At 48.7% G+C, this 18,496-nt stretch carries 21 protein-coding genes; 9 read left to right on the top strand and 12 right to left on the bottom strand.

What is annotated here, in order from left to right; genetic code table 11:
• Window positions 1-67 precede the first annotated feature (67 nt).
• The 4 genes from LMG33818_RS00865 (at window position 68) to LMG33818_RS00850 (ending at window position 4,194) form a co-directional block, all read left to right on the top strand.
• Window positions 68-379, top strand: a complete 312-nt coding sequence (locus tag LMG33818_RS00865) for a YqfO family protein (protein WP_442321464.1) — start codon at window positions 68-70, stop codon at window positions 377-379.
• A 13-nt stretch (window positions 380-392) separates the two neighbouring features.
• The gene (rlmA, locus tag LMG33818_RS00860; protein ID WP_442321463.1) at window positions 393-1,265 is read left to right on the top strand and encodes a 23S rRNA (guanine(745)-N(1))-methyltransferase; all 873 of its coding nucleotides are present in this window, start codon (window positions 393-395) and stop codon (window positions 1,263-1,265) included.
• A gap of 271 nt (window positions 1,266-1,536) precedes the next feature.
• Window positions 1,537-2,964, top strand: coding sequence for a purine-cytosine permease family protein (locus LMG33818_RS00855; RefSeq protein ID WP_442321462.1), 1,428 nt, complete (start codon window positions 1,537-1,539; stop codon window positions 2,962-2,964).
• A 258-nt stretch (window positions 2,965-3,222) separates the two neighbouring features.
• Window positions 3,223-4,194, top strand: coding sequence for a hypothetical protein (locus LMG33818_RS00850; RefSeq protein WP_442321461.1), 972 nt, complete (start codon window positions 3,223-3,225; stop codon window positions 4,192-4,194).
• 61 nt (window positions 4,195-4,255) lie between these two features.
• On the opposite strand, the gene LMG33818_RS00845 is transcribed toward LMG33818_RS00850, so the two are convergent.
• The 3 genes from LMG33818_RS00845 to LMG33818_RS00835 all read right to left on the bottom strand — a co-directional run bounded on the left by LMG33818_RS00845 (window position 4,256) and on the right by LMG33818_RS00835 (window position 6,869).
• Window positions 4,256-4,579 carry a hypothetical protein gene (locus LMG33818_RS00845; protein ID WP_442321460.1) on the bottom strand — a complete coding sequence of 108 codons (324 nt, stop codon included), beginning with the start codon at window positions 4,577-4,579 and terminating at the stop codon, window positions 4,256-4,258.
• A gap of 109 nt (window positions 4,580-4,688) precedes the next feature.
• The gene (smrA, locus tag LMG33818_RS00840) at window positions 4,689-5,309 is read right to left on the bottom strand and encodes a DNA endonuclease SmrA (RefSeq protein ID WP_442321459.1); all 621 of its coding nucleotides are present in this window, start codon (window positions 5,307-5,309) and stop codon (window positions 4,689-4,691) included.
• Window positions 5,310-5,588: 279 nt separating this feature from the next.
• The gene (locus tag LMG33818_RS00835; RefSeq protein WP_442321458.1) at window positions 5,589-6,869 is read right to left on the bottom strand and encodes a YihY family inner membrane protein; all 1,281 of its coding nucleotides are present in this window, start codon (window positions 6,867-6,869) and stop codon (window positions 5,589-5,591) included.
• Between the two features lie 316 nt (window positions 6,870-7,185).
• Between LMG33818_RS00835 and wrbA the strand changes: the two genes are divergently transcribed.
• Both wrbA and pdxH read left to right on the top strand, forming a co-directional pair.
• Entirely contained in the window at window positions 7,186-7,791 is a 606-nt protein-coding gene (gene wrbA, locus LMG33818_RS00830; RefSeq protein ID WP_442321457.1) for an NAD(P)H:quinone oxidoreductase, read from the top strand.
• A 38-nt stretch (window positions 7,792-7,829) separates the two neighbouring features.
• A complete protein-coding gene (pdxH, locus tag LMG33818_RS00825; RefSeq protein ID WP_442321456.1) occupies window positions 7,830-8,489 on the top strand; it encodes a pyridoxamine 5'-phosphate oxidase in 660 nt (219 codons plus the stop codon).
• Window positions 8,490-8,543: 54 nt separating this feature from the next.
• Here the strand turns inward: pdxH and LMG33818_RS00820 are convergent, their stop codons facing one another.
• From LMG33818_RS00820 to LMG33818_RS00810, 3 genes are all read right to left on the bottom strand, one after another.
• The gene (locus tag LMG33818_RS00820; protein ID WP_442321455.1) at window positions 8,544-9,221 is read right to left on the bottom strand and encodes a dienelactone hydrolase family protein; all 678 of its coding nucleotides are present in this window, start codon (window positions 9,219-9,221) and stop codon (window positions 8,544-8,546) included.
• Between the two features lie 129 nt (window positions 9,222-9,350).
• Complete coding sequence (locus LMG33818_RS00815; protein ID WP_442321453.1) at window positions 9,351-12,203, bottom strand: bifunctional acetate--CoA ligase family protein/GNAT family N-acetyltransferase; 2,853 nt, start codon at window positions 12,201-12,203, stop codon at window positions 9,351-9,353.
• A 313-nt stretch (window positions 12,204-12,516) separates the two neighbouring features.
• Window positions 12,517-13,011, bottom strand: a complete 495-nt coding sequence (locus LMG33818_RS00810; protein ID WP_442321452.1) for a GrpB family protein — start codon at window positions 13,009-13,011, stop codon at window positions 12,517-12,519.
• A gap of 246 nt (window positions 13,012-13,257) precedes the next feature.
• Between LMG33818_RS00810 and LMG33818_RS00805 the strand changes: the two genes are divergently transcribed.
• From LMG33818_RS00805 to LMG33818_RS00795, 3 genes are all read left to right on the top strand, one after another.
• Window positions 13,258-13,602: a DUF1244 domain-containing protein gene (locus tag LMG33818_RS00805; protein ID WP_442321451.1), complete on the top strand. Its 345-nt coding sequence runs from the start codon at window positions 13,258-13,260 to the stop codon at window positions 13,600-13,602.
• Between the two features lie 106 nt (window positions 13,603-13,708).
• Window positions 13,709-14,227: a molybdenum cofactor biosynthesis protein B gene (gene moaB / locus LMG33818_RS00800; protein WP_442321450.1), complete on the top strand. Its 519-nt coding sequence runs from the start codon at window positions 13,709-13,711 to the stop codon at window positions 14,225-14,227.
• A complete protein-coding gene (locus tag LMG33818_RS00795; protein WP_442321449.1) occupies window positions 14,220-15,485 on the top strand; it encodes a molybdopterin molybdotransferase MoeA in 1,266 nt (421 codons plus the stop codon). Before moaB ends, LMG33818_RS00795 begins: the two co-directional genes overlap by 8 nt.
• Before the next feature lie 107 nt (window positions 15,486-15,592).
• Here the strand turns inward: LMG33818_RS00795 and LMG33818_RS00790 are convergent, their stop codons facing one another.
• The 6 genes from LMG33818_RS00790 to LMG33818_RS00765 all read right to left on the bottom strand — a co-directional run bounded on the left by LMG33818_RS00790 (window position 15,593) and on the right by LMG33818_RS00765 (window position 18,494).
• Window positions 15,593-16,141, bottom strand: coding sequence for an acyl carrier protein phosphodiesterase (locus LMG33818_RS00790; RefSeq protein WP_442321448.1), 549 nt, complete (start codon window positions 16,139-16,141; stop codon window positions 15,593-15,595).
• A 12-nt stretch (window positions 16,142-16,153) separates the two neighbouring features.
• Window positions 16,154-16,522: a TusE/DsrC/DsvC family sulfur relay protein gene (locus tag LMG33818_RS00785; protein ID WP_442321447.1), complete on the bottom strand. Its 369-nt coding sequence runs from the start codon at window positions 16,520-16,522 to the stop codon at window positions 16,154-16,156.
• 121 nt (window positions 16,523-16,643) lie between these two features.
• Window positions 16,644-16,934 carry a sulfurtransferase complex subunit TusB gene (gene tusB, locus LMG33818_RS00780; protein WP_442321446.1) on the bottom strand — a complete coding sequence of 97 codons (291 nt, stop codon included), beginning with the start codon at window positions 16,932-16,934 and terminating at the stop codon, window positions 16,644-16,646.
• Window positions 16,935-17,065: 131 nt separating this feature from the next.
• Window positions 17,066-17,425, bottom strand: coding sequence for a DsrE family protein (locus LMG33818_RS00775; protein ID WP_442321445.1), 360 nt, complete (start codon window positions 17,423-17,425; stop codon window positions 17,066-17,068).
• Between the two features lie 68 nt (window positions 17,426-17,493).
• Window positions 17,494-17,925, bottom strand: a complete 432-nt coding sequence (gene tusD / locus LMG33818_RS00770; RefSeq protein WP_442321444.1) for a sulfurtransferase complex subunit TusD — start codon at window positions 17,923-17,925, stop codon at window positions 17,494-17,496.
• Window positions 17,926-18,059: 134 nt separating this feature from the next.
• Window positions 18,060-18,494, bottom strand: coding sequence for a hypothetical protein (locus tag LMG33818_RS00765; protein WP_442321443.1), 435 nt, complete (start codon window positions 18,492-18,494; stop codon window positions 18,060-18,062).
• Between the last annotated feature and the right edge of the window lie 2 nt (window positions 18,495-18,496).

The following is an 18,496-nucleotide window of genomic DNA, read 5'->3' as shown; positions in this document are numbered from 1 at the left end:
GAAAACAAGTACCACGTTCTCCTCCCGCGAAATATTCATATACCGGCAAGACGCTATGGAATAAATAATGTATAAATTAGCCTTTTTTGTTCCAGACACACATGCGGAAGCAGTCAAGGAAGCCGTATTTGCCACAGGGGCGGGTGCCATTGGCGATTACGATCGCTGTTGTTTTACCGTTCAGGGAATCGGGCAATTCCGCCCAAATGCACAGGCGAATCCTTTCCTGGGGCGTAGTGGTGAAACCGAATACGTCAGCGAACAACGGATAGAAATGGTCTGTGCAGATGCCCATATTCACACGGCTATTGCAGCGCTGAAGCAAGCGCACCCTTATGAAGAGGTCGCTTATGACGTCTTCCCCCTCGCAGATTTATAACACGAATACTGATATGTCCCCGACTCACACCTTGCACTTTCCATTGACCTACCGCTGCCCGCTGTGCCATGCGCCTCTTCATCAGGAAGGAAACAGCCTGAAATGTGAAGAACGCCATACCTTCGATTATGCAAAGGAAGGCTACGTTCACCTCCTCCCTGTTCAACAGAAACACTCACGCGCACCCGGCGATGACAAGCACATGGTGCAGGCACGGCGTCATTTCCTTGAGGCCGGTTATTACGACTGTCTTAAAGAGCATCTACAACAGCTGATAAGTGGGATTCAGCCTCGACGATTACTGGATATCGGTTGCGGCGAAGGCTTTTTTACCCAGTCGATGGCACAGGCAAGTACTGACGAAATGGAAATTGACGGTGTCTCTATTAACAGTTGGCTCATGGACACCTATGGCCTGGATATTAGCAAGAATGCAATTCGGGCAGCCGCAAGAAAGCACAAGGATGTAGCGTTTTGCATTGCTTCCTATAAGCAGCTCCCCTTTCAGGACCACAGCCTGGATGTGATCACTCGCATCTACGCCCCTAGCGATGATGACGAGCTCCATCGGGTATTAAACGATTCAGGCAGGCTCATTATCGTTACGCCCGGCCCCGATCACCTGTTGTCATTACGTCGACGCATTTATGACGAAGTGAGACCCCATCAGGAACAGCAAAAAATCCCGACAGGTTTTCAATTGAAAGACACACAGCGCATCAGGCAGACGCTAGAGCTGAATGCATCGAATATGCTGAATTTACTGGAAATGACACCGTTTGGGTGGCATGCCAGTGAGGCGGTGAAAACATCCTTTGTGGAGGAGAATATGCATTCTGTAGAGGTAGATTTTATTGTGAGTGTCTACCAGAGAGTCAGACATTGATTTTTCCTAACTGATCTAACGACTCTATCCTCAGCATCTACCTTCTTCTGTAATCTATGACATGACGCCTTTTTTCCTATCTCACTTGCGATATACTCATCGGGCTTAATTCATGAATAAGTTCAATACGTGGAGATGATCAGACATCCCTTCCATTTCCTTCGGGGATGTTTATCACGTTATTTTGCCTCCCAAGAGCCGGTAAAATTTAAGCGTCATGTTATAAGAACAGGTGTCACACAAGCCCGATTTGTAACAAGGAAAGCGTGTCATGGTAGATAAACCCGCCCACATTGAAAGCCGTGGGATCGAAATCATTCCTGAAAAAGACCGCCATTCATCACCAAAGGAAATTGGCAAGGTCTTCTTCGGTGCTCAAATGAGCTACGGTGCATTGGCAATGGGTGGTTTACCCATCGTATTCGGACTGGGCTGGTGGTCTGCGTTGATTGCCGTGGTCGCCGGTAATCTCATCGGCTCCGTCGCAGTAGGTCTCATGGCTTTAATGGGTCGTAAAAGCGGTACCAACAATACGATGACCTCTGTTGCCTATTTTGGCCTGCGCGGGCGATATATCGGTTCATTTATCACTCAAGTCATCGATCTGGGGTATTTCGCTCTTATGGTATGGGTCGCGAGTCCGCCGCTTATCCATACGGCCCATATTGTATTTGGCTTACCAGAGAATCAAATCACACTCACGCTGGGTGTATTGATTGTGGCATTAATCATGCTAACAATTGCAATTCTCGGCCATGCCACTGTGACAGCGTGGTGCAAGTTCACCTCCTATGCCAGTCTGATTTGCTTCCTGATCCTGATCGCCTTTGGTATCCGCCACTTGCACGGTACTCCTGACCCTCATATCGCCCCGCTGGCATTGAAGAGCTTCTGGCCTACCTGGATGTTGGCATTAACCGTATGTATCTCGAACGGCATCTCGTACGCCCCCTTTGCAAGTGATTATTCTCGATATACCGCAAGTGACAGCTCCGGAAGCAAGATGTTTTGGTGGGTATTTTTGGGGGTCGGCGCCGGTTCGGTCATTTCCTGCCTGTGTGGTGAAATTCTGGCGCTTTCCGTTCACGATCCGAATCAGGCCAGCACATTGATGCTTGCACATCTTCCTGTTGCGATTCTGATCCCCGTTGTGCTGATCGGTTTTGTTGGAAATGCGTCGAATGCGGGTATGCTGGCATACAACGGTATGTTGGATTTGCAGGCATTACTGTTCAAGTTGAGTCGTTTTCAGGTTGGCCTCGTCTTCAGTGTCATTGGCTTGCTGATTGGCTATTTTGGTCTGGTCAAATTCAACCTGACTGATTCAATAGTAGCGTTATGTTCAATTGTGACTGTACTGGTCACCCCGTGGATTGTGATAAACCTGCTGGGGTATCTAAGGCAAGGTGAACGCATAGACCCCCAACAGCTCTTTGCATTCGGCCAACATCACTCCCGTTATTGGTACAAAAGTGGTTTCAATTTGGCTGCGGCCATTACCTGGGTGATCGCTGTTATCGTCGGAATGCTGTTTTCCAATACCTCCATTTATGTCGGCCCCCTATCCAATGCAGCCTACGGGGTGGACTTGTCCTTTATCTCTGCCGCTATAGTGGGTGGTGTTATTTACAAGCTATTGGATCGACGCATTCGTTATCGTGCGGTAAAAGCGGCGCGTAAAACGAAGTCAGCTTCCTAAGCGGCAAGGATGAGAGAGTGGGGGCTAATACCGCTTATTGGTACCTCACTCTTATGCTAACAAGCTCGTAAAATTCCCTCTATGGAAAACGTCAACATCTACACAACAAGCCTTTGATACTACAATTTCAATATTAAGCTCTGATTTTCCCGTGTGAATTCACTTGCCATGGCCCATCCGAACTTTATGGACGTTGCAAGCTAGCCACCGAATACTGGAAGCTCGTACATTCCTTATCAATCAATATCAGGACACTGAATGCATAAAAAACGCATGCTGACATATACAATAAAAACGTTTGCTTCCCATCTGCCCATCACATCTAAAACACTCCAATCCAATATTGACGCCTATCTGGAAAAACACCTCGATTATTGTACGGATCTTGATTTCGCATGCTATTTTCCCTGGAAGGAACTGAATCTTCCCCTCCCCTTTTTTCTTCAACACATTATTCAGTCTCAGGGAGAATACTATCTGGCAGGCCCGCGTTTCTTTGGCGGAAATATTCATAAGCCTTTTATTGAAGTAATCGCTTCGACAGGGCCCTTAACGCAAACTGCGGCGCATGACATCATCGCCCAGTGGGGTGCGCTCGACACAGAAACGTTGCAAGTATTAAGGCGTATTAATGAGCCGATATTGGGTCACATCGATCAATATATTTATGTTGCGAGTGCGGAAGACATGGCTCGAAATGCGCAACACTGTGAGCCCACGAGTACAAAGAATACTCAAGAAATAAACGTTTATCCGGCCACAGTTGCAAATCACGATACCTGCATGAAGATCATCACAAAGAGTTTCTCTGAAACCCATGCACGCTATCCAGTACTGAAAGAACGTGTCACGCCCTGTACACGGGAGGAGATCAGGGAAGGCATAGCGGCAGGGAACGTTTACTTGATTGAAAGCACCGGGATCGATAGTGCTCAAAATGCAAAAGCGCATCCTGTAGGACTTATCTATCTTGAATACAACACAGTGGCTTTTCTAACAGGCTATGTGATGACGGAAGAGAGCATCATGCCTGAAGTACGAGGTCATGGCTTGGCGGCAAAGGCACAAATTGAAATCGCTAAGGCCCTTGCACACAAACAATCGGATGCATTGATCGTGGGAACTATTGATGCCTTGAATATCGCCTCGCAGAAAACGGCCATGCATGCGGGCCGTTCTCCACTATTACGTTATGAGTTCGTTACACCTGAACAATTGGCAGATGTCTGATACTCAGCTGAATTGGCTCATGAGCCCCTGGGAAGGTAACATCCGGCAGCTGAGATGCCTTTCAGGAAAACAGGCGCTCCAGAAAGTTGAAGACCGCATTGTTGTTGAGTTTTGCCATGGCGAGATCGAACTGCCCCTCTTCATCCTTCAGATGCTCTGAAATATCATGAAAATGCGATTTCAGTGTAGAAAGATGTTCATCCGATACACTGCCCTCGCCATGCTGCTGGTTCAGCCATGTCTGCGTGGTTGGCGTAAACGTCTGGTGTGCATAATCGACCAGCGCTTTTTTACTGTGATCATCGCCTTTCGCTTCATATTCATCAATACGCTGTTTCAGTTCTTCTACAGAGGCTTTCAGTTTTTCTGTATGCTCGGATGACATAACGGCTCCAATAAAAATGTAACACCAAATGTGAGTATGAGCTTACAAGCGAACATCATCAAAAGATAGTTCCGTCACTCATTAACCATCAGCTATTATAGGAATGACATTAACCCCCGCGCCTATTGAGGTGCCTCTCACGGTTTTTCTGACGCGCCTTTTCCGATTTTTTCAATACAATACAGGTAGCGCCCAATCCCCCGAATCGGGCTTGCGCCGAGCAGTATGCCTGCACTTCATCAAACTGATTAAGCCACTTGACGATATAACTGCGTAAAATATTGGCCTTTGAGTCATCCTTGCGGCCTCTACCATGAATAATCATCAGGGACCGCAATTGATGATGCTGAGCCTCCCGAATGAAATTGAAAACTTCCTGCCGACATTGATGAATAGAGGCACCCAAAAGATTCAATTGCGATTCAACTACATAATGGCCATGCTCCAACTTTTGCAATAATCCTGTTTGAATACCTTCTTTCTTGAAACTGATAGGCTCATCGTGACGCAGTAGATCGACAAATTCATCACTCAGAAAATTATGCTCACCCTGGGATGCCGTGGCTGATATTCGCCGTGCCAATTGGGATTCAGTTGGGGGGGTGAGCACTGGAGAGCCAGGTCGCGCTTGTGATTGTGAAGTGGAATGGACAGTAGCTGAATTTTTAGGCAATGGCGTCACATCAGCCATTTCCTGTTCAAAGAGTCGACGCTCGCGTTCATCAAACATGCGAAAAGACCTCCCTGAAAAAGTGGGACTCAATATACCTGTAGCGCTAAACCAGTGCTTACTTTATATGCAGGAATACCCATTTTATATGCAGAAATACCTTTTTGACTCTGGCGCGTGAGTAAGCCACTTTCCGCACGTTTTATCCAGGTTTGAAATCCTGACGTAAAAGGTACCCTCGATCCATGCAACACGGATTAATGGCAAACCACAAGCGTTAATAAAAACAACTTATGTCCGGGTTAACATGCAATCACACAAAATATATACAACACGAAGTCATTTGCTGACATCAGTGCCTGCTGCCAACTTTTGCGCAGGTGTCCGAAAAAGATCAGATACTGCAATGGATAGCTCTTTACGATGCTCTTCAATAGACGAACGAATACGTTCGTCCAACAAACTGGCATCCACGTTTTCAGGCAAATCATGCGGTAGAGTATCGGGCAACTTCCACGGAAGATCGTCCAATAACTGCCATAGGGGAAGCGTTTCCAGGGAGCGCGCCAATACCCATTCGCTTTCATCTGTTTCCACCACCCACCCCAGTTTCTGCATAGGCTGCATAAGGTCATGAAAGCTACCACCCACGTGTTCGGCCAACTCATCCGAACTAACGCGCTTACCGTCCAACTGTGCCTGATACAGCCAGCTCAATACAACAATAGACAGTATCATGGGCTCACTTTGCTGCCATTCACCTGATTGGGTTGCTCCCAACCAGGCAATAATTTCAGCCCCAAGCAGAATAATCAACCAGCTCACATAGACCCATAAAAGAAACAGGGGGACAGCGGCGAAAGCTCCATAAATTAGTTGATAGGATGGGAAGTTGGTGACATATAGGGAAAACCCTTCCTTGGCGATCTCGATCAGAATAGAGGTGATCAGCGCACCCACCCAGGCATGCCGCAGTTTGACTTCGGCATTGGGGATGACCATGTAGATGAAAAGAAATGCTACAAAGCTCATGATCGGGGAAACGATCGACAGTACATGCTCGTACCCTACCCCGTTCACGGCATCATTGATCAGGCGAACAGAAGTGATATAGGAAGAAGCTACAAAAGCAGCACCCAAAAGCAAGGGCCCAAGGGTTAATACCGCCCAATACATTAAAAAGCTGGAGACGCCACTGCGCCGCGTCATGGTTTGCCAGATTGAATTGAACGCCTGTTCTATTGTCACCATCATCATGACCGCGGTAACGAACAGGAAAGCAACGCCCACAAAGGTCAGGTTACGAGCCTGTGTTGAAAAGTTATTGAGCTGTTGACGCACCTCTTCCCCCGTTGCAGGGACAAATTGGTCGAAAATATAGGCCTGCATGTGCTCCCCCACGCCCTGAAACTCGGGAACAGCGGAAAGAATGCTATAGATGACAGCTGTGAGAGGAACCACCGCAAAGAGGGTTGTGTAAGTAAGGGAGGCCGCTGATTTAAAGGCATCATGACCCATAAACCGTTGATACAGCGTACGCAATGCCGGCCATAAATGGCGGCGCTCATTATCATCGCCCAGCGGCAAAGCGGCCAAACGTCGTAACCATCGTATGAGCATTCCACCACTCCTTAGCTACACTCAAACACTCGTATATTCACACACCATTATAGAGTATAAAAATGAGTCAATGGGCAGACAATATGCCTGACCTGGTGATGAAAAGCCTTCAGACTCAATTCTACGAAGTCATATTGAAACCATGCAATCATTCAATGATCGAACAAGGTCACTGCGCGCCACGAACTTCATCATCTGAATGTTGGATGGTCACCAGATATCTGCACAGCTCTAAACGACATGACTTTTTGTTCTGCAAGTGCCAATGGTTTGTTTTATCATGCCTTTTCACCTACATCATCTGCAGGAATCTACCATGGAACCCTACGTACTGGTACTTTTTTACTCGCGCCACGGTGGCACACAGCAACTCGCCGAGGCAATTGCTGAAGGTATCGAAAAAAATCGAGGCATTTCCGCCAGACTGCGAACTGTGCCACCTGTTTCAGCCGAATGTGAAAAAGTAGCGGACGATATTCCTGATGAAGGCGCCCCTTACGCCACACTGGATGATGTTCGCAATGCCAGTGGGCTAGCCATCGGCAGCCCCACTCGCTTCGGCAATATGGCTGCTCCTCTCAAATATTTCATTGATCAAACGCTAGAGCTGTGGATATCTGGCGCATTGATCAATAAACCCGCCACCGCATTCACGTCAACCGCAAGTTTGCATGGCGGGCAGGAATCTACCTTGCTCAGCATGATGTTGCCATTGCTGCATCACGGGATGGTATACGCAGGGATACCCTATAGTGTCACCGAGCTGGGCCAAACGCAGGCAGGGGGAACACCCTATGGGGCAAGCCACCATGCAGGCACGGATGGGAGCAAAAGCATGACCTCTCAGGAGCTTGTAATTGCCCGGCAACAGGGGGAACGCCTTGGGCAACTCGCGTTGGCCCTTACGCCCCTACAGGCTTGAATTCATAGACACTTTGTTTATCAGAAGGAAGCGCTGCAATGAATCGAGACATTTCGAGTGTAAGACACGACTATTCGGGTGACATACTGGATGTAGAAGACACACCCGCAACGCCATTACCATTATTCGATGAATGGATTCAGGCAGCGTTGGCCAACGACCCCGAAGATGCCAATACGATGACATTGGCAACGGTTGATGCTCAAGGTTCACCGCATGCACGTATCGTGTTGTTAAAAGGGTTCGATGAAAACGGTTTACGTTTCTTCACCAATTATCATAGCCACAAGGGGGAGGAACTGGCTGCTTCCAGCCGGGCGGCACTGGTTTTCTGGTGGCCCGGACTTGCTCGTCAGGTACGAGTTGAGGGAAAGGTTCATAAAGTCTCTGCGGACATCTCAGAACAGTACTTCCACTCGCGTCCTCGGGAAAGCCAACTCGGTGCTGTCGCCTCGCCTCAAAGCCAAACAATAGAAAGCCGCCAATGGCTATTGGACCATTATCAGCAAGTTACCCGCCAATATGAAGATAAAGGCATCGAGCGCCCAGCGAACTGGGGGGGATATCAGGTAGTGCCCACCCTTTTTGAATTCTGGCAAGGGCAGCCGGGCCGAATGCATGATCGTTTGCGTTATATCAAAAAAGATATTTCAGGTAACGATCCTGTTCAATGGCAAAAGGTCCGACTGGCTCCCTGATATAACTGGCCCTGTATTATAACAGTTCTGCCTAGATCACCTTGTTTGCCCGGTTTATGAGTGGGCCTTATCCAAAAATGCCAAGGTACGTTGCCAGGCTGCTGCAGCCGAGTCGGGTTCGTAGCTTGCGCGCAGATCGCAGTTGAATCCGTGCCCGGCTCCGGGGTAAACATGGATATCAACTTCCGGATGGGCCGCTTTTACTTTATCGATGCCTTCAAGCGGAATATGATCATCAAGCTCACCAAAATGAAGTAGAACCGGTACTTTGGGCTCTTCGTTGACATCATCAGGAATCTTGCCACCGTAATACCCGACACTAGCAACCAGATGATTCAGACGGGATGCAGCCAACCACGCGAGACTCCCCCCGAAACAGAACCCTACCACCGAGATATTGGAAATGCCCTGGTCCTGCAAAAAATCGACCGCGGCCTGGGTATCCTCCAGGGATTCATCAATATCCAATTGTCCCATTAACGCCAGAGCACTGGAAAGATCTTCACCGTCATAGCCCAGCTCAATGCCAGTTCTAATACGATCGAACAACGCGGGGGCTATTGCCAGATACCCTGCCTCAGCAAAACGATCAGCAACGGATCGAATATGGCTGTTTACGCCAAATATTTCCTGCAGGACGACTACGCCCCCCTTGGGAGCCGTCGCGGGCTGAGCCACATAAGCACTGATTTTTGTAGCATCCTTGGAGACAAGCTCGACTGTACGCGTCATGTTGATTCTCTTCCCTGATTAATGGATACGTAAGAACATGATAGGAAAAGTCTTTTACATTTCTTTCCTTGCAAAGGCCTTATGCCCAAAGAAGACCAGCTTCTTGATGCAACCTTCTGGATACAAGAGTTACCTGTTGGTTAAACGCAACCGCTGCCAGTCATCAATGGGCTCATTCAAACTCAGCTTGGCCACAGAGATATTGTTATCGGCGGTCGGTTCAAAACTGAAGTCCAGGTTTTCAAGCAGGTGGCGCATAATGTCATTATCATTAAGGAAATATCCCACCATTTCGAGGATACCGCTCTCTCTCGCATAATCAATTGCCCGCTGCATGAGCACACGGCCTAACCCCTGATGCTGATAATCATCCCTGACGATAAGCGTAAACTCGGTTCTGAGGTTATCACTATCGGTTTTCAGGCGAATGACGGAGGTAATTTCACCTTGCCCATCCTCAACAGTATCCGGGAGAATATCTTCTTCAATGGGTGACGTAATTTGGTGGCGCTCAATCACAAAGGCCATTTCGCGATCATAATCAATAGCAGCCATCTGTGCCCATTCACGCTGGGTCAATTCTTCGGAAAATTTAAAATAACGGAATTTCCGGCTAGTGGGGCTCAATTTCAGATAAAACTGTTCAAGAAGATGGGCATCTTCAGCACGAACCGGGCGGATCACATCAAAGCTACCCTCCCCGAGTACCTCAACCGAGCGAAGCCCTTCAGGGTAAGGGCGAATGGCCTGCCTAACGGGTTCACCCAGAGAAATGGCATAATCCAATGCTACCAGCCCATCGCGTTTGATCATCAAGGGATTGATTTCCAATCCCTTCAGATTCGGCAATTCAGCGCAGATATGCGACAACGTAATCAATACATTGGAAAGCCGCTCCACTGAGGCATCTATAACAGCTTGATCATTACCGAAGCGATCCTTCATCAGGTCGATGACTTCACTTTGCGCGATAGTCTCCTGCGCCAATGTATTGGTGAGCGGCGGTAGGACAACCTGTCTGTCGCGCATCACATCCAGCCCATAGCCTGCGCGGCCAAACAGAATTACTGGGCCAAACACTTCATCCTGCGTAATACCCACACAGACGGACAACCCACGAATATTATGCTGCATGGGCTGAATGGCATAATTGATGATCGAACTATCCGGAAAGGTATTCCCAACGCGTTCCCGCAACCGTTCAATGGCATCATACATCGAACGAGGTGTTGCCACATTATTCAGCAAACTCGAATGCCGTGGTGGGATCTCGGATGCATGGAAACGATCACGACTCATGAAAGGAATGCATTGTTCCGTATGAACCACCTTCACGGCCAATGCGCCAAAGGCACGCTGAGCGACATCGTGACCTTCCTGTGAATTACGCGCATATTCGGTTTGAAATACAGGAATACCGTAGGCCGTCAGAATCTGACCACTTTTGCGATGGGACAACACCCCGTATCCCTTGTTCAACGCATCGGTGATGATGGCACGTGCACGTTGTCGAAGATCGCTGGAGGTCAAGTGGCCCGACAACTGAGGCACCTGCCAAAGCAACTCCTGTGCCTCACGATAGTGTTGCAGGCGAAGGAATGCCCTAACCGCCCGCTCAGCGGTACTGAATGACGCAATATCGGCATGGGAGAACTGTTTCTGGATCGCAGTTGAATCCTCATCCCCCGTCCACGCCGTAATCAACGGGCAATTGAGCTCCCATGCAGCATTGATAACGACTTCTGCCGTTTTATCCGGTGGCGCCATCCGGGTAGGGGCGTGGATGACCAAAATGGCATCGATATTTTCGTCTTCCGCAAGAATATGAAGCGCCGTCGTAAAATCTTCCGGAGTTGCGGTGCCCCCGAGATCCAGCGGTGCTGCCGGCCGGTTACTACCTAGAACACCTTCTCGAATCAGCGCTTTTCTGCTTTCTTCGCTAGGCTGCGCAAGGTGGCCTCTCCCTTGCAGAATATCGGCAGCCAACATGGCAGGCGCCGATCCATTACCAATCAGCATCAACCGTGGGCCTCGATAGGCATCATCTACCCGGGTGATCAGTTCAAGGGAGTCATAAAGCTCATCCAGTGTATTGATTCGTAGCGTGCCCCCTCGGCGTAATGCAGCATCAAGAATAACGCCCCGCTTTTCGATCCCAGGGGTTTTGAGCGAAGCATCAGCAAGATTGCCCGTGTACTCCTCCCCCCCGATCGCCAGCACTACGCGACCTCGGGCCGCTTCGCGCAAGGCCGACATGAAATGGCGTGCATCATCAATGAGTCCTACATGCAGAATGATCGCCTGTGTCGAGACGCCTTCACTGATGAAATCCATCATGTCGGAAAGCCGGACATCGACGCTGTCCCCCAGGGAGACAAGATAGGATAGCCCAATCCCGTGCTGATAGGCCCACGAGCTAACACTCGCCCCCAACATGCCGGATTGACCTAAATACGCCAAATGGCCGCTCATGGCAGGACGTGCAGCAAAGGTAGCATTGAGATTAACTGTCGGCACAGCAACGCCCAGGCAATCGGGCCCAATAATGCGCATGCCATAATGCAGCGCAATTTGGCTAAGCCGGTTTCTGACGTTGCTCCATGAAATATGGTCGACTGCGGTATCGTCATCATCACGCAGTAAAATGGCGGCTTTGGTACCAATAATGGCAAGTTGTTCAAGCAGATCAGGTGTACGTGGCGTCGAAAGGCAAGTGATAACGAGATCCAGCTTGCCTTTTAGAGCCTGAATACGTGTAATCGCCTCCACGTGATCATAACCGTGAGTGTCAGGCACTTCATAGGTATAAAGCTTACCGGGAAAGCCCCCTTCGACCAGATTATCCAATACTGCAATCGCCAATTGGGGAGCATGAGGATCAGCTACCAGTAGTAAGGTTTCAGGCGTAAAAAACTGGCGTAGAAAACGCTTGCCACGCAAAATGCGTGTAGATGGGTTCACTACTGGAGCGTTACCGGACAAAATTGACCTCATCTTCTTTATATTTTCAGACCGTCCCAACCGCACATAACCTCGTATTGCTATTAACGGGCAACGCAAACAGTCAGGAATTGAACGTCTGAAAAAGATTATTTGACGTAATTACCGCTTATTTAATGATAAACGTCAATTAGCCAAACATCGCATGAAATGCGCTAACACATTGATAGATATATTCTATATCTCCAAAAAAGAGCTAAATATCATACCTGCGCTTGATCAATGTGCTTTAACAGGTGATTGCCAAATGCATGAAAGATTATAAGTCATGAAAGATGTGTCTAACGTGCTCATATCAACGCTGGCAGGAGATGACCTCAGCAGCAAAAATAGCCTTCTCGGATCGGTATCCTTCCGTGCTCTTGCCGTGCCAATACTGTTTTAGCGAATTATAACGGTCAACAAGGGAGGGGTCAGCGCGCAATTTATCTCTGAACAGAACGAAAATATCGAGCTCACTCCCCCTGACCACCAGCTGTATTCCAAGGGGCGGCCGGGCAGAATCATCATGAAATGATATGAATTCGGGGGTTGTGACTGACCCGCTGTTCCATTGGAAATGGGCTGAAAGCTGCTGCCTGGCTGTATCGAAGTCCTCTATAACGGTACGTATACAAATATCGATATCCCCTTTGGTCAGGCACCCCGGTATGGCTGTCGCGCCAATATGCTGCATGTCGCAGGACTTCGGCAGTATTGGTTTCCAACGCTGACAAAATCGCTCAAAGGATGCTTCTGCCGCAGCGGTAATAGTGTGGTCTTCAGACAACTGGAAAATAGTGTCGTTCATGATAGGTGTTTTTCTTTTAACCTTTTTTGGAGACTCTATTCATTAACTACCCGTTATTGACGGTTCGATGGCCAGCCACTCACTCGTTACTGATTGAGAGAAGTCTTGAGAAAAAGAAATGAATTTGCCGTGAAACAGGCCTTCAAATACGCTTCCAACGTTTCAGTTTACGTATAAAACAGCTTGAGTGTGATAGCATGAAACCCACTTTTTTCATGCTTTCAATGTATTTTGAGGATGCCCCTTATGCAGGATATTACCTCTTCACAACAGACAGAACTTGAAGCAGCCGCCTTCCGACACTTACTCACACATTTGGACAACAATAAAGACGTCCAGAATATTGACCTGATGATTTTGGCTGACTTCTGCCGCAATTGCCTTTCCAAGTGGATGGTTGAGGCTGCCAGGGAACGAGACATCCCCCTGGATTATGAAGCAGCACGGCAGCATGTATATGGCATGCCTTATAGTGAGTGGAAGAAAAAATACCAGCAACCTGCAACTGAAGAACAGTTGGCAGCGCTGTCGAAACGCGAAGAGGAAAAGAAAACGACTTCTCAATCCAAAACGACGTCTCAATCCTCATAAGTGCAAGGAAACATGAACCTGGAGGCACGGCCTGAAGGCAGCCTTTTTTGCTTATAAAGCTGACTTTGCCTGACGTATCACGCAATTCATCAAGGAGCGGCACACGATGTCATCCAATACTTCACTCGACATTGCTGTACTGACAATCTCGGATACACGTACGTGGGAAACCGACAAATCCGGCGATCTCTTGTCACAACGTTTGGAAAAGGCAGGCCATCATCTTGCAGCACGCGACATTATAAAAGACGATAAGTATCTGATCCGCGCCCGTGTCGCCCAATGGATTGCAGACCCAAGGGTTCAAGTCGTAATTACAACCGGTGGCACGGGTTTTACCGGCAGGGATTCTACACCTGAAGCTGTCAGCGTATTATTTGACACGTTGATAGAGGGTTTCGGAGAACTCTTTCGCCAACTCTCTTATGAAGAAGTGGGTAGCTCTACTATTCAGAGCCGTGCTCTCGCCGGGTATGCCAATAATACCCTCGTCTTTTCCCTTCCCGGTTCGACTAACGCCTGCAAAACGGCCTGGGATCGTATCCTCGACGAACAACTGAATAGTCTCCATCGCCCTTGTAACTTTGCAAGCCTGATCACTCAAGGACATCATCCCCATGGCTAATGGCAACACTCATGCATCCCTATCAGCCGTGGCAGATAACGCTTCACCGCGCTGGAGTACTCGGGAACAGGCACTTGAGATCCTTTTACAACCAATTCGCCCTACCGGGACTAAACGAGTCGCTTTAGAGGATGCCGACGGCTGCACCCTTGCCGAGGATGTCGTTGCGCAATGGGATACACCACCATTCGACGCCAGTGCCATGGATGGTTATGCCCTGAATTCAGACGATGCAGGTAAACAACTACCAGTAACATTGCGCATTGCTGCGGGAGATTCTCCAACCGTGCTCCCACGCGGAAGCTGCGCGCGTATATTTACCGGCGCCCCATTACCCGAAGGGAGTGACTGCATTGTTATTCAGGAAGAGGTAAAGGAGCGTGATGGCTATATCATTGCACCAACTTCATTAACATCCGGGGAGTACATACGTAAAAAAGGTCGAGCCAGCCGTAAAGATAAGGTGCTCATTCCGACAGGAACCCAATTGAATGCAGCGGCCATTGGTGTGGCTGCCTCACAGGGATACGCTGCGTTAGAGGTGCGAAAAAAGCCAAAAATTGCCTTGTTTTCGACGGGGAGTGAGTTGGTCACACCAGGCAAGGAATTGTCACCGGGACAGATATTCGATTCCAATCGCTATATGTTGGCTGCGCTGTTAAAGCGTTTCGGCTTCGATGTAGTTTGGAATCGTTCGATCAAGGATGATCTTACGCTTACCGAAGAGGCTCTTGAGGAGGCCGCGCAAATTGCAGACGTCGTCGTTACTATGGGCGGTGTTTCGGTAGGAGAAGAAGATCACGTTCGGCACGCTTTGACCAAAAAAGGGGAATTACAGCTATGGAAACTCAATATACAACCTGGTAAACCCTTGGCACTCGGCAAGATACACATGCCCCAAGGTGAAGACGTTCCCTTTATTGGATTGGCAGGCAACCCTGTTTCAAGCTATGTAGGCGCATGGCTATTCCTGCGGCCGTTGGCTGGTGCGCTATTGGCTTCTCCCACCTTGAAAGAGCTTCCAACCGCTGTGGGAACGGCAGATTTTAATGCAACGACAGGCGCTCGCTGGAATTATATGCGGGCACGTTATCATTTTGCTGAAACGGATCAGGATGCCAGGGTAGAAGTATTTCAGGATCAGGATTCATCCCTACTCGGGTCATGCCTGTATGCCAATGCACTGGCGATCATTCCCCCTCATCATGAAGTTAATCCGGGGGATAAAGTGCATTGTCTGCTTTTGCAGACGCCATAACCTTCCTGCACAGCCATGATGAATGTCAGTCGTAAAGGTATTGAGTGAATGATGAATATTTGTACGCCTGATTCTTGTGATCCTCTGGCAGAGGCTGGCGCACTACCTCAGGGATGATAGGTCAGCGTCTGCTGAATATCCGGCCAAAGCCGCTGATAGCTGACTTGGAGTTCATCATAGTGCGTTTCCAACCAGGGGATCAGCGCACGCAAAAGATTCTCACCACGAAGCCGGTGTCCTACACCACTAATGGCTGACAGCGTGAACCCGTAGTCTGCATAGCGTTCCAACCAACGTCCTTCGACCAGATGAGTCAGCATCCCATTCAGCTTTTCAGGCAAAGGACGCGCTGAAAGTAGCCTATAACAACGGTCAGCCAGTGCCTCTGTGAGCTCATACCGCGAAAGAAAATGATCCCACACAATATCCAGGGCAATACCGGCAACTCGGCGATGCGGCATCTGCTTCATCAAGGCAAGCACTCGAGGATGCTGATCAATCACCGCATCAACACGACGATGCCATCGAACACCAGCTTCAAGTTCAGCCCCTAAATACCCCAGTTCACTGCCTTTGATACCATCTGCAATCAAGTTACCGAAAAGAAAACTGTCATTTCCCTCGCAAGCTAGCAGTGCATGTCCAATAAAATTCATGGTAGCAATTTATCAGTGGCAATTGGTCGGTTTGGGGAGTCCAGCAAGGCGTGCCGCAATACGTGCAGGGCTTTCACTTTGCTCCCGTTCGGGAAAGAGCATCATCAAATACATGGAAGATCCTTTTTGATCGCCCAATTGTTGTTTAACGGCTTTAGTGAGGGGGCGCATGGCCGGGGACAATTCATATTGATGATAAAAATCCCGCAACAGTGACAATATTTCCCAATGACGCTCATCCAACTGACGGTCTTCACGGGCGGCTAATGCAGCACCTACCTCCGGACTCCAATCACCAAGAGACGCAAGATACCCTTCAGGATCCAGCGAAATCTCTTTCATACCTACCTTCAGTGAAGCTGAAGAACAATCACTCGACATAACAACTCCTGCCACTTCTGATCTTGCCTGACATAATAAAGACGCAAAATAGCTCCAAACTACCGAGATGGTCCATGGATCCCCTTTTTGCTGAGGTATCACTCCAAGTACAAAGTTACACTCAATACCAACTGATACTTCTGGGGTGCTCAACCGATAGTGCAACCAGCCGAGACATATTGATACCTTGAACCACCTCAGGGAATTCGCCCAGCCCCCCCCTGGCAGCCATGTCTTCTTCCATAAAATAAAGGGATACATGAAGAGACGGTAAATCTTCTTTCCTTAACCCCGCAAGCCCCAGCACACCCTCGCCGATGAATACAAGCGCATCATTCTCACCGAGGGCATTGATAACGCGCCCAAACAGTGCTGGATCACTAAAGCGGGAACGACCTAAGAGGTGCAACATGGAAAATTCCTGTGTTAGCTGAAAACGGGCATCAGGTAGCTCTAAGGAAGCGGTTTTATAACTTGACGCTTCATCTGCTGAACATGCTTATGTGTGTCTACATACTCGCAGTCAATCAAGGGCCGATAAAATCAAAAGGTGAATATACAAGGATTATCGTCAAGCAAGTGTTCAATCCGACCGGTTTTCACCGGTATACCCAGCGTCTCGATTGTGAGCCCACGCTGTATTAACGAGGCTTCATCCACATACACCTGATCGATATCGTACAGCGCCAATGCCTTCAATGTCGGTAAGACAGATTTTTCCCCCAAAGGCCCCTTGCTTTGGTTACCCAGCAAGCTAAATACCCCTTCATCGCAAAAAAAGAGCGTCACCCTCCCCCCGAAACTGGCACTCAACAGTGCAAGATCCAGCCCTTCTGCCGTTAGACTGCTGCTCAGGGGGGCATGACGGAATATGATCAGCTGTGGTGGTAATGCAGTCGGCATGCTTTCCTCATTTGCACTGGTAAATAATGTAGTAGCACTTCTTCATGACACCGGCCGAAACACAAACCTCAGGCAAAAGTCATGACACGATCACAAATAGCAGTCGCCTGTACAAGCTGCCCCAATCCAACCAGTTCGAATCCGGGCGCTAATGTTTCCACTGGCTCACCATACCGTTTTGCTTCTGCTTCAGTGGTGATACCGCGTTTGATACTCGCCGCAATACATACTTGAAGTGATGCGCCGCTTTCCTCCCCCAGTGTCTGCCACTGTTTTACAATCGAGGGTTCATCCTGAGGGGGGTACTGCATACGCGCCGCATTATACACACCGTCATGATAGAAAAAGACTGTCTCCAATACGTGCCCTTGAACAAGCAATGCCTGTGCAAAGCGGATGGCTGAATGGGAAGCTTCCTGACTATAGGGAGGCGCCAGCACTAATAATGCATAACGAAGTGGTTGGGCAGGTTCATGTGTAGTTTGCTCAACGGTGCTCATGACGGCGTTCCCTCCTTGTACCGATTTCAATGGCAGAATACAAATAAACCCCGCCAATGAAAATGACAGGGTTTCGTCGTACTCAACCTGAAAACAGGTTCTGTAGTTTATTCGATCAGATATACGCGCGGGGCTTAAACTGGATCGTGGCAAGAATACCACTGGCTCTGAAGCGCCCAACGCGTGGGCGCGAAGCCACGTTGGGTAATATCACGATGACCTTTCAACTGTACACGAAGCAGGTCAACACGCATCAGGTGGTTGCTGCCGATAGCGCCAACGCGTCCCACCATAATGAATTCACCCCAGAATTTGTTCTCCAGAGTACGGCACACCTGTTGCCCTACTTTTTTGGGATAACGCTGAGCCGCTTCCAACGCATTCTGGGAGGTAGAAATTTCAATGGATTTCTTTGTATAGGGTTCTACTTTTTTAGGCTGCGAATCGGAACCTGTAAGATGAGAAATAAACGAACATCCGGACAACATTGAAACAGTCAAAGCAATACCGGTAAGACCCGCCACTTTGGCAAATGACCTGGAACGCGAGGAAAATTTAAAAGCCGACAAAA

It is taken from the genome of Cernens ardua (assembly GCF_051251085.1).
GTDB classification, from domain to species: Bacteria; Pseudomonadota; Gammaproteobacteria; order Pseudomonadales; family Halomonadaceae; genus Cernens; species Cernens ardua.
Note: the sequence above shows the minus strand (reverse complement) of the source record. Positions and strands in the feature narration are given on the sequence as shown.

Coding starts and splice junctions, on each gene's coding strand:
- LMG33818_RS00865 (WP_442321464.1), top strand. CDS start 68: ATGTATAAATTAGCCTTTTTTGTTCCAGACACACATGCGGAAGCAGTC.
- rlmA (WP_442321463.1), top strand. CDS start 393: ATGTCCCCGACTCACACCTTGCACTTTCCATTGACCTACCGCTGCCCG.
- LMG33818_RS00855 (WP_442321462.1), top strand. CDS start 1,537: ATGGTAGATAAACCCGCCCACATTGAAAGCCGTGGGATCGAAATCATT.
- LMG33818_RS00850 (WP_442321461.1), top strand. CDS start 3,223: ATGCATAAAAAACGCATGCTGACATATACAATAAAAACGTTTGCTTCC.
- LMG33818_RS00845 (WP_442321460.1), bottom strand. CDS start 4,579: ATGTCATCCGAGCATACAGAAAAACTGAAAGCCTCTGTAGAAGAACTG.
- smrA (WP_442321459.1), bottom strand. CDS start 5,309: ATGTTTGATGAACGCGAGCGTCGACTCTTTGAACAGGAAATGGCTGAT.
- LMG33818_RS00835 (WP_442321458.1), bottom strand. CDS start 6,869: ATGCTCATACGATGGTTACGACGTTTGGCCGCTTTGCCGCTGGGCGAT.
- wrbA (WP_442321457.1), top strand. CDS start 7,186: ATGGAACCCTACGTACTGGTACTTTTTTACTCGCGCCACGGTGGCACA.
- pdxH (WP_442321456.1), top strand. CDS start 7,830: ATGAATCGAGACATTTCGAGTGTAAGACACGACTATTCGGGTGACATA.
- LMG33818_RS00820 (WP_442321455.1), bottom strand. CDS start 9,221: ATGACGCGTACAGTCGAGCTTGTCTCCAAGGATGCTACAAAAATCAGT.
- LMG33818_RS00810 (WP_442321452.1), bottom strand. CDS start 13,011: ATGAACGACACTATTTTCCAGTTGTCTGAAGACCACACTATTACCGCT.
- LMG33818_RS00805 (WP_442321451.1), top strand. CDS start 13,258: ATGCAGGATATTACCTCTTCACAACAGACAGAACTTGAAGCAGCCGCC.
- moaB (WP_442321450.1), top strand. CDS start 13,709: ATGTCATCCAATACTTCACTCGACATTGCTGTACTGACAATCTCGGAT.
- LMG33818_RS00795 (WP_442321449.1), top strand. CDS start 14,220: ATGGCTAATGGCAACACTCATGCATCCCTATCAGCCGTGGCAGATAAC.
- LMG33818_RS00790 (WP_442321448.1), bottom strand. CDS start 16,141: ATGAATTTTATTGGACATGCACTGCTAGCTTGCGAGGGAAATGACAGT.
- LMG33818_RS00785 (WP_442321447.1), bottom strand. CDS start 16,522: ATGTCGAGTGATTGTTCTTCAGCTTCACTGAAGGTAGGTATGAAAGAG.
- tusB (WP_442321446.1), bottom strand. CDS start 16,934: ATGTTGCACCTCTTAGGTCGTTCCCGCTTTAGTGATCCAGCACTGTTT.
- LMG33818_RS00775 (WP_442321445.1), bottom strand. CDS start 17,425: ATGCCGACTGCATTACCACCACAGCTGATCATATTCCGTCATGCCCCC.
- tusD (WP_442321444.1), bottom strand. CDS start 17,925: ATGAGCACCGTTGAGCAAACTACACATGAACCTGCCCAACCACTTCGT.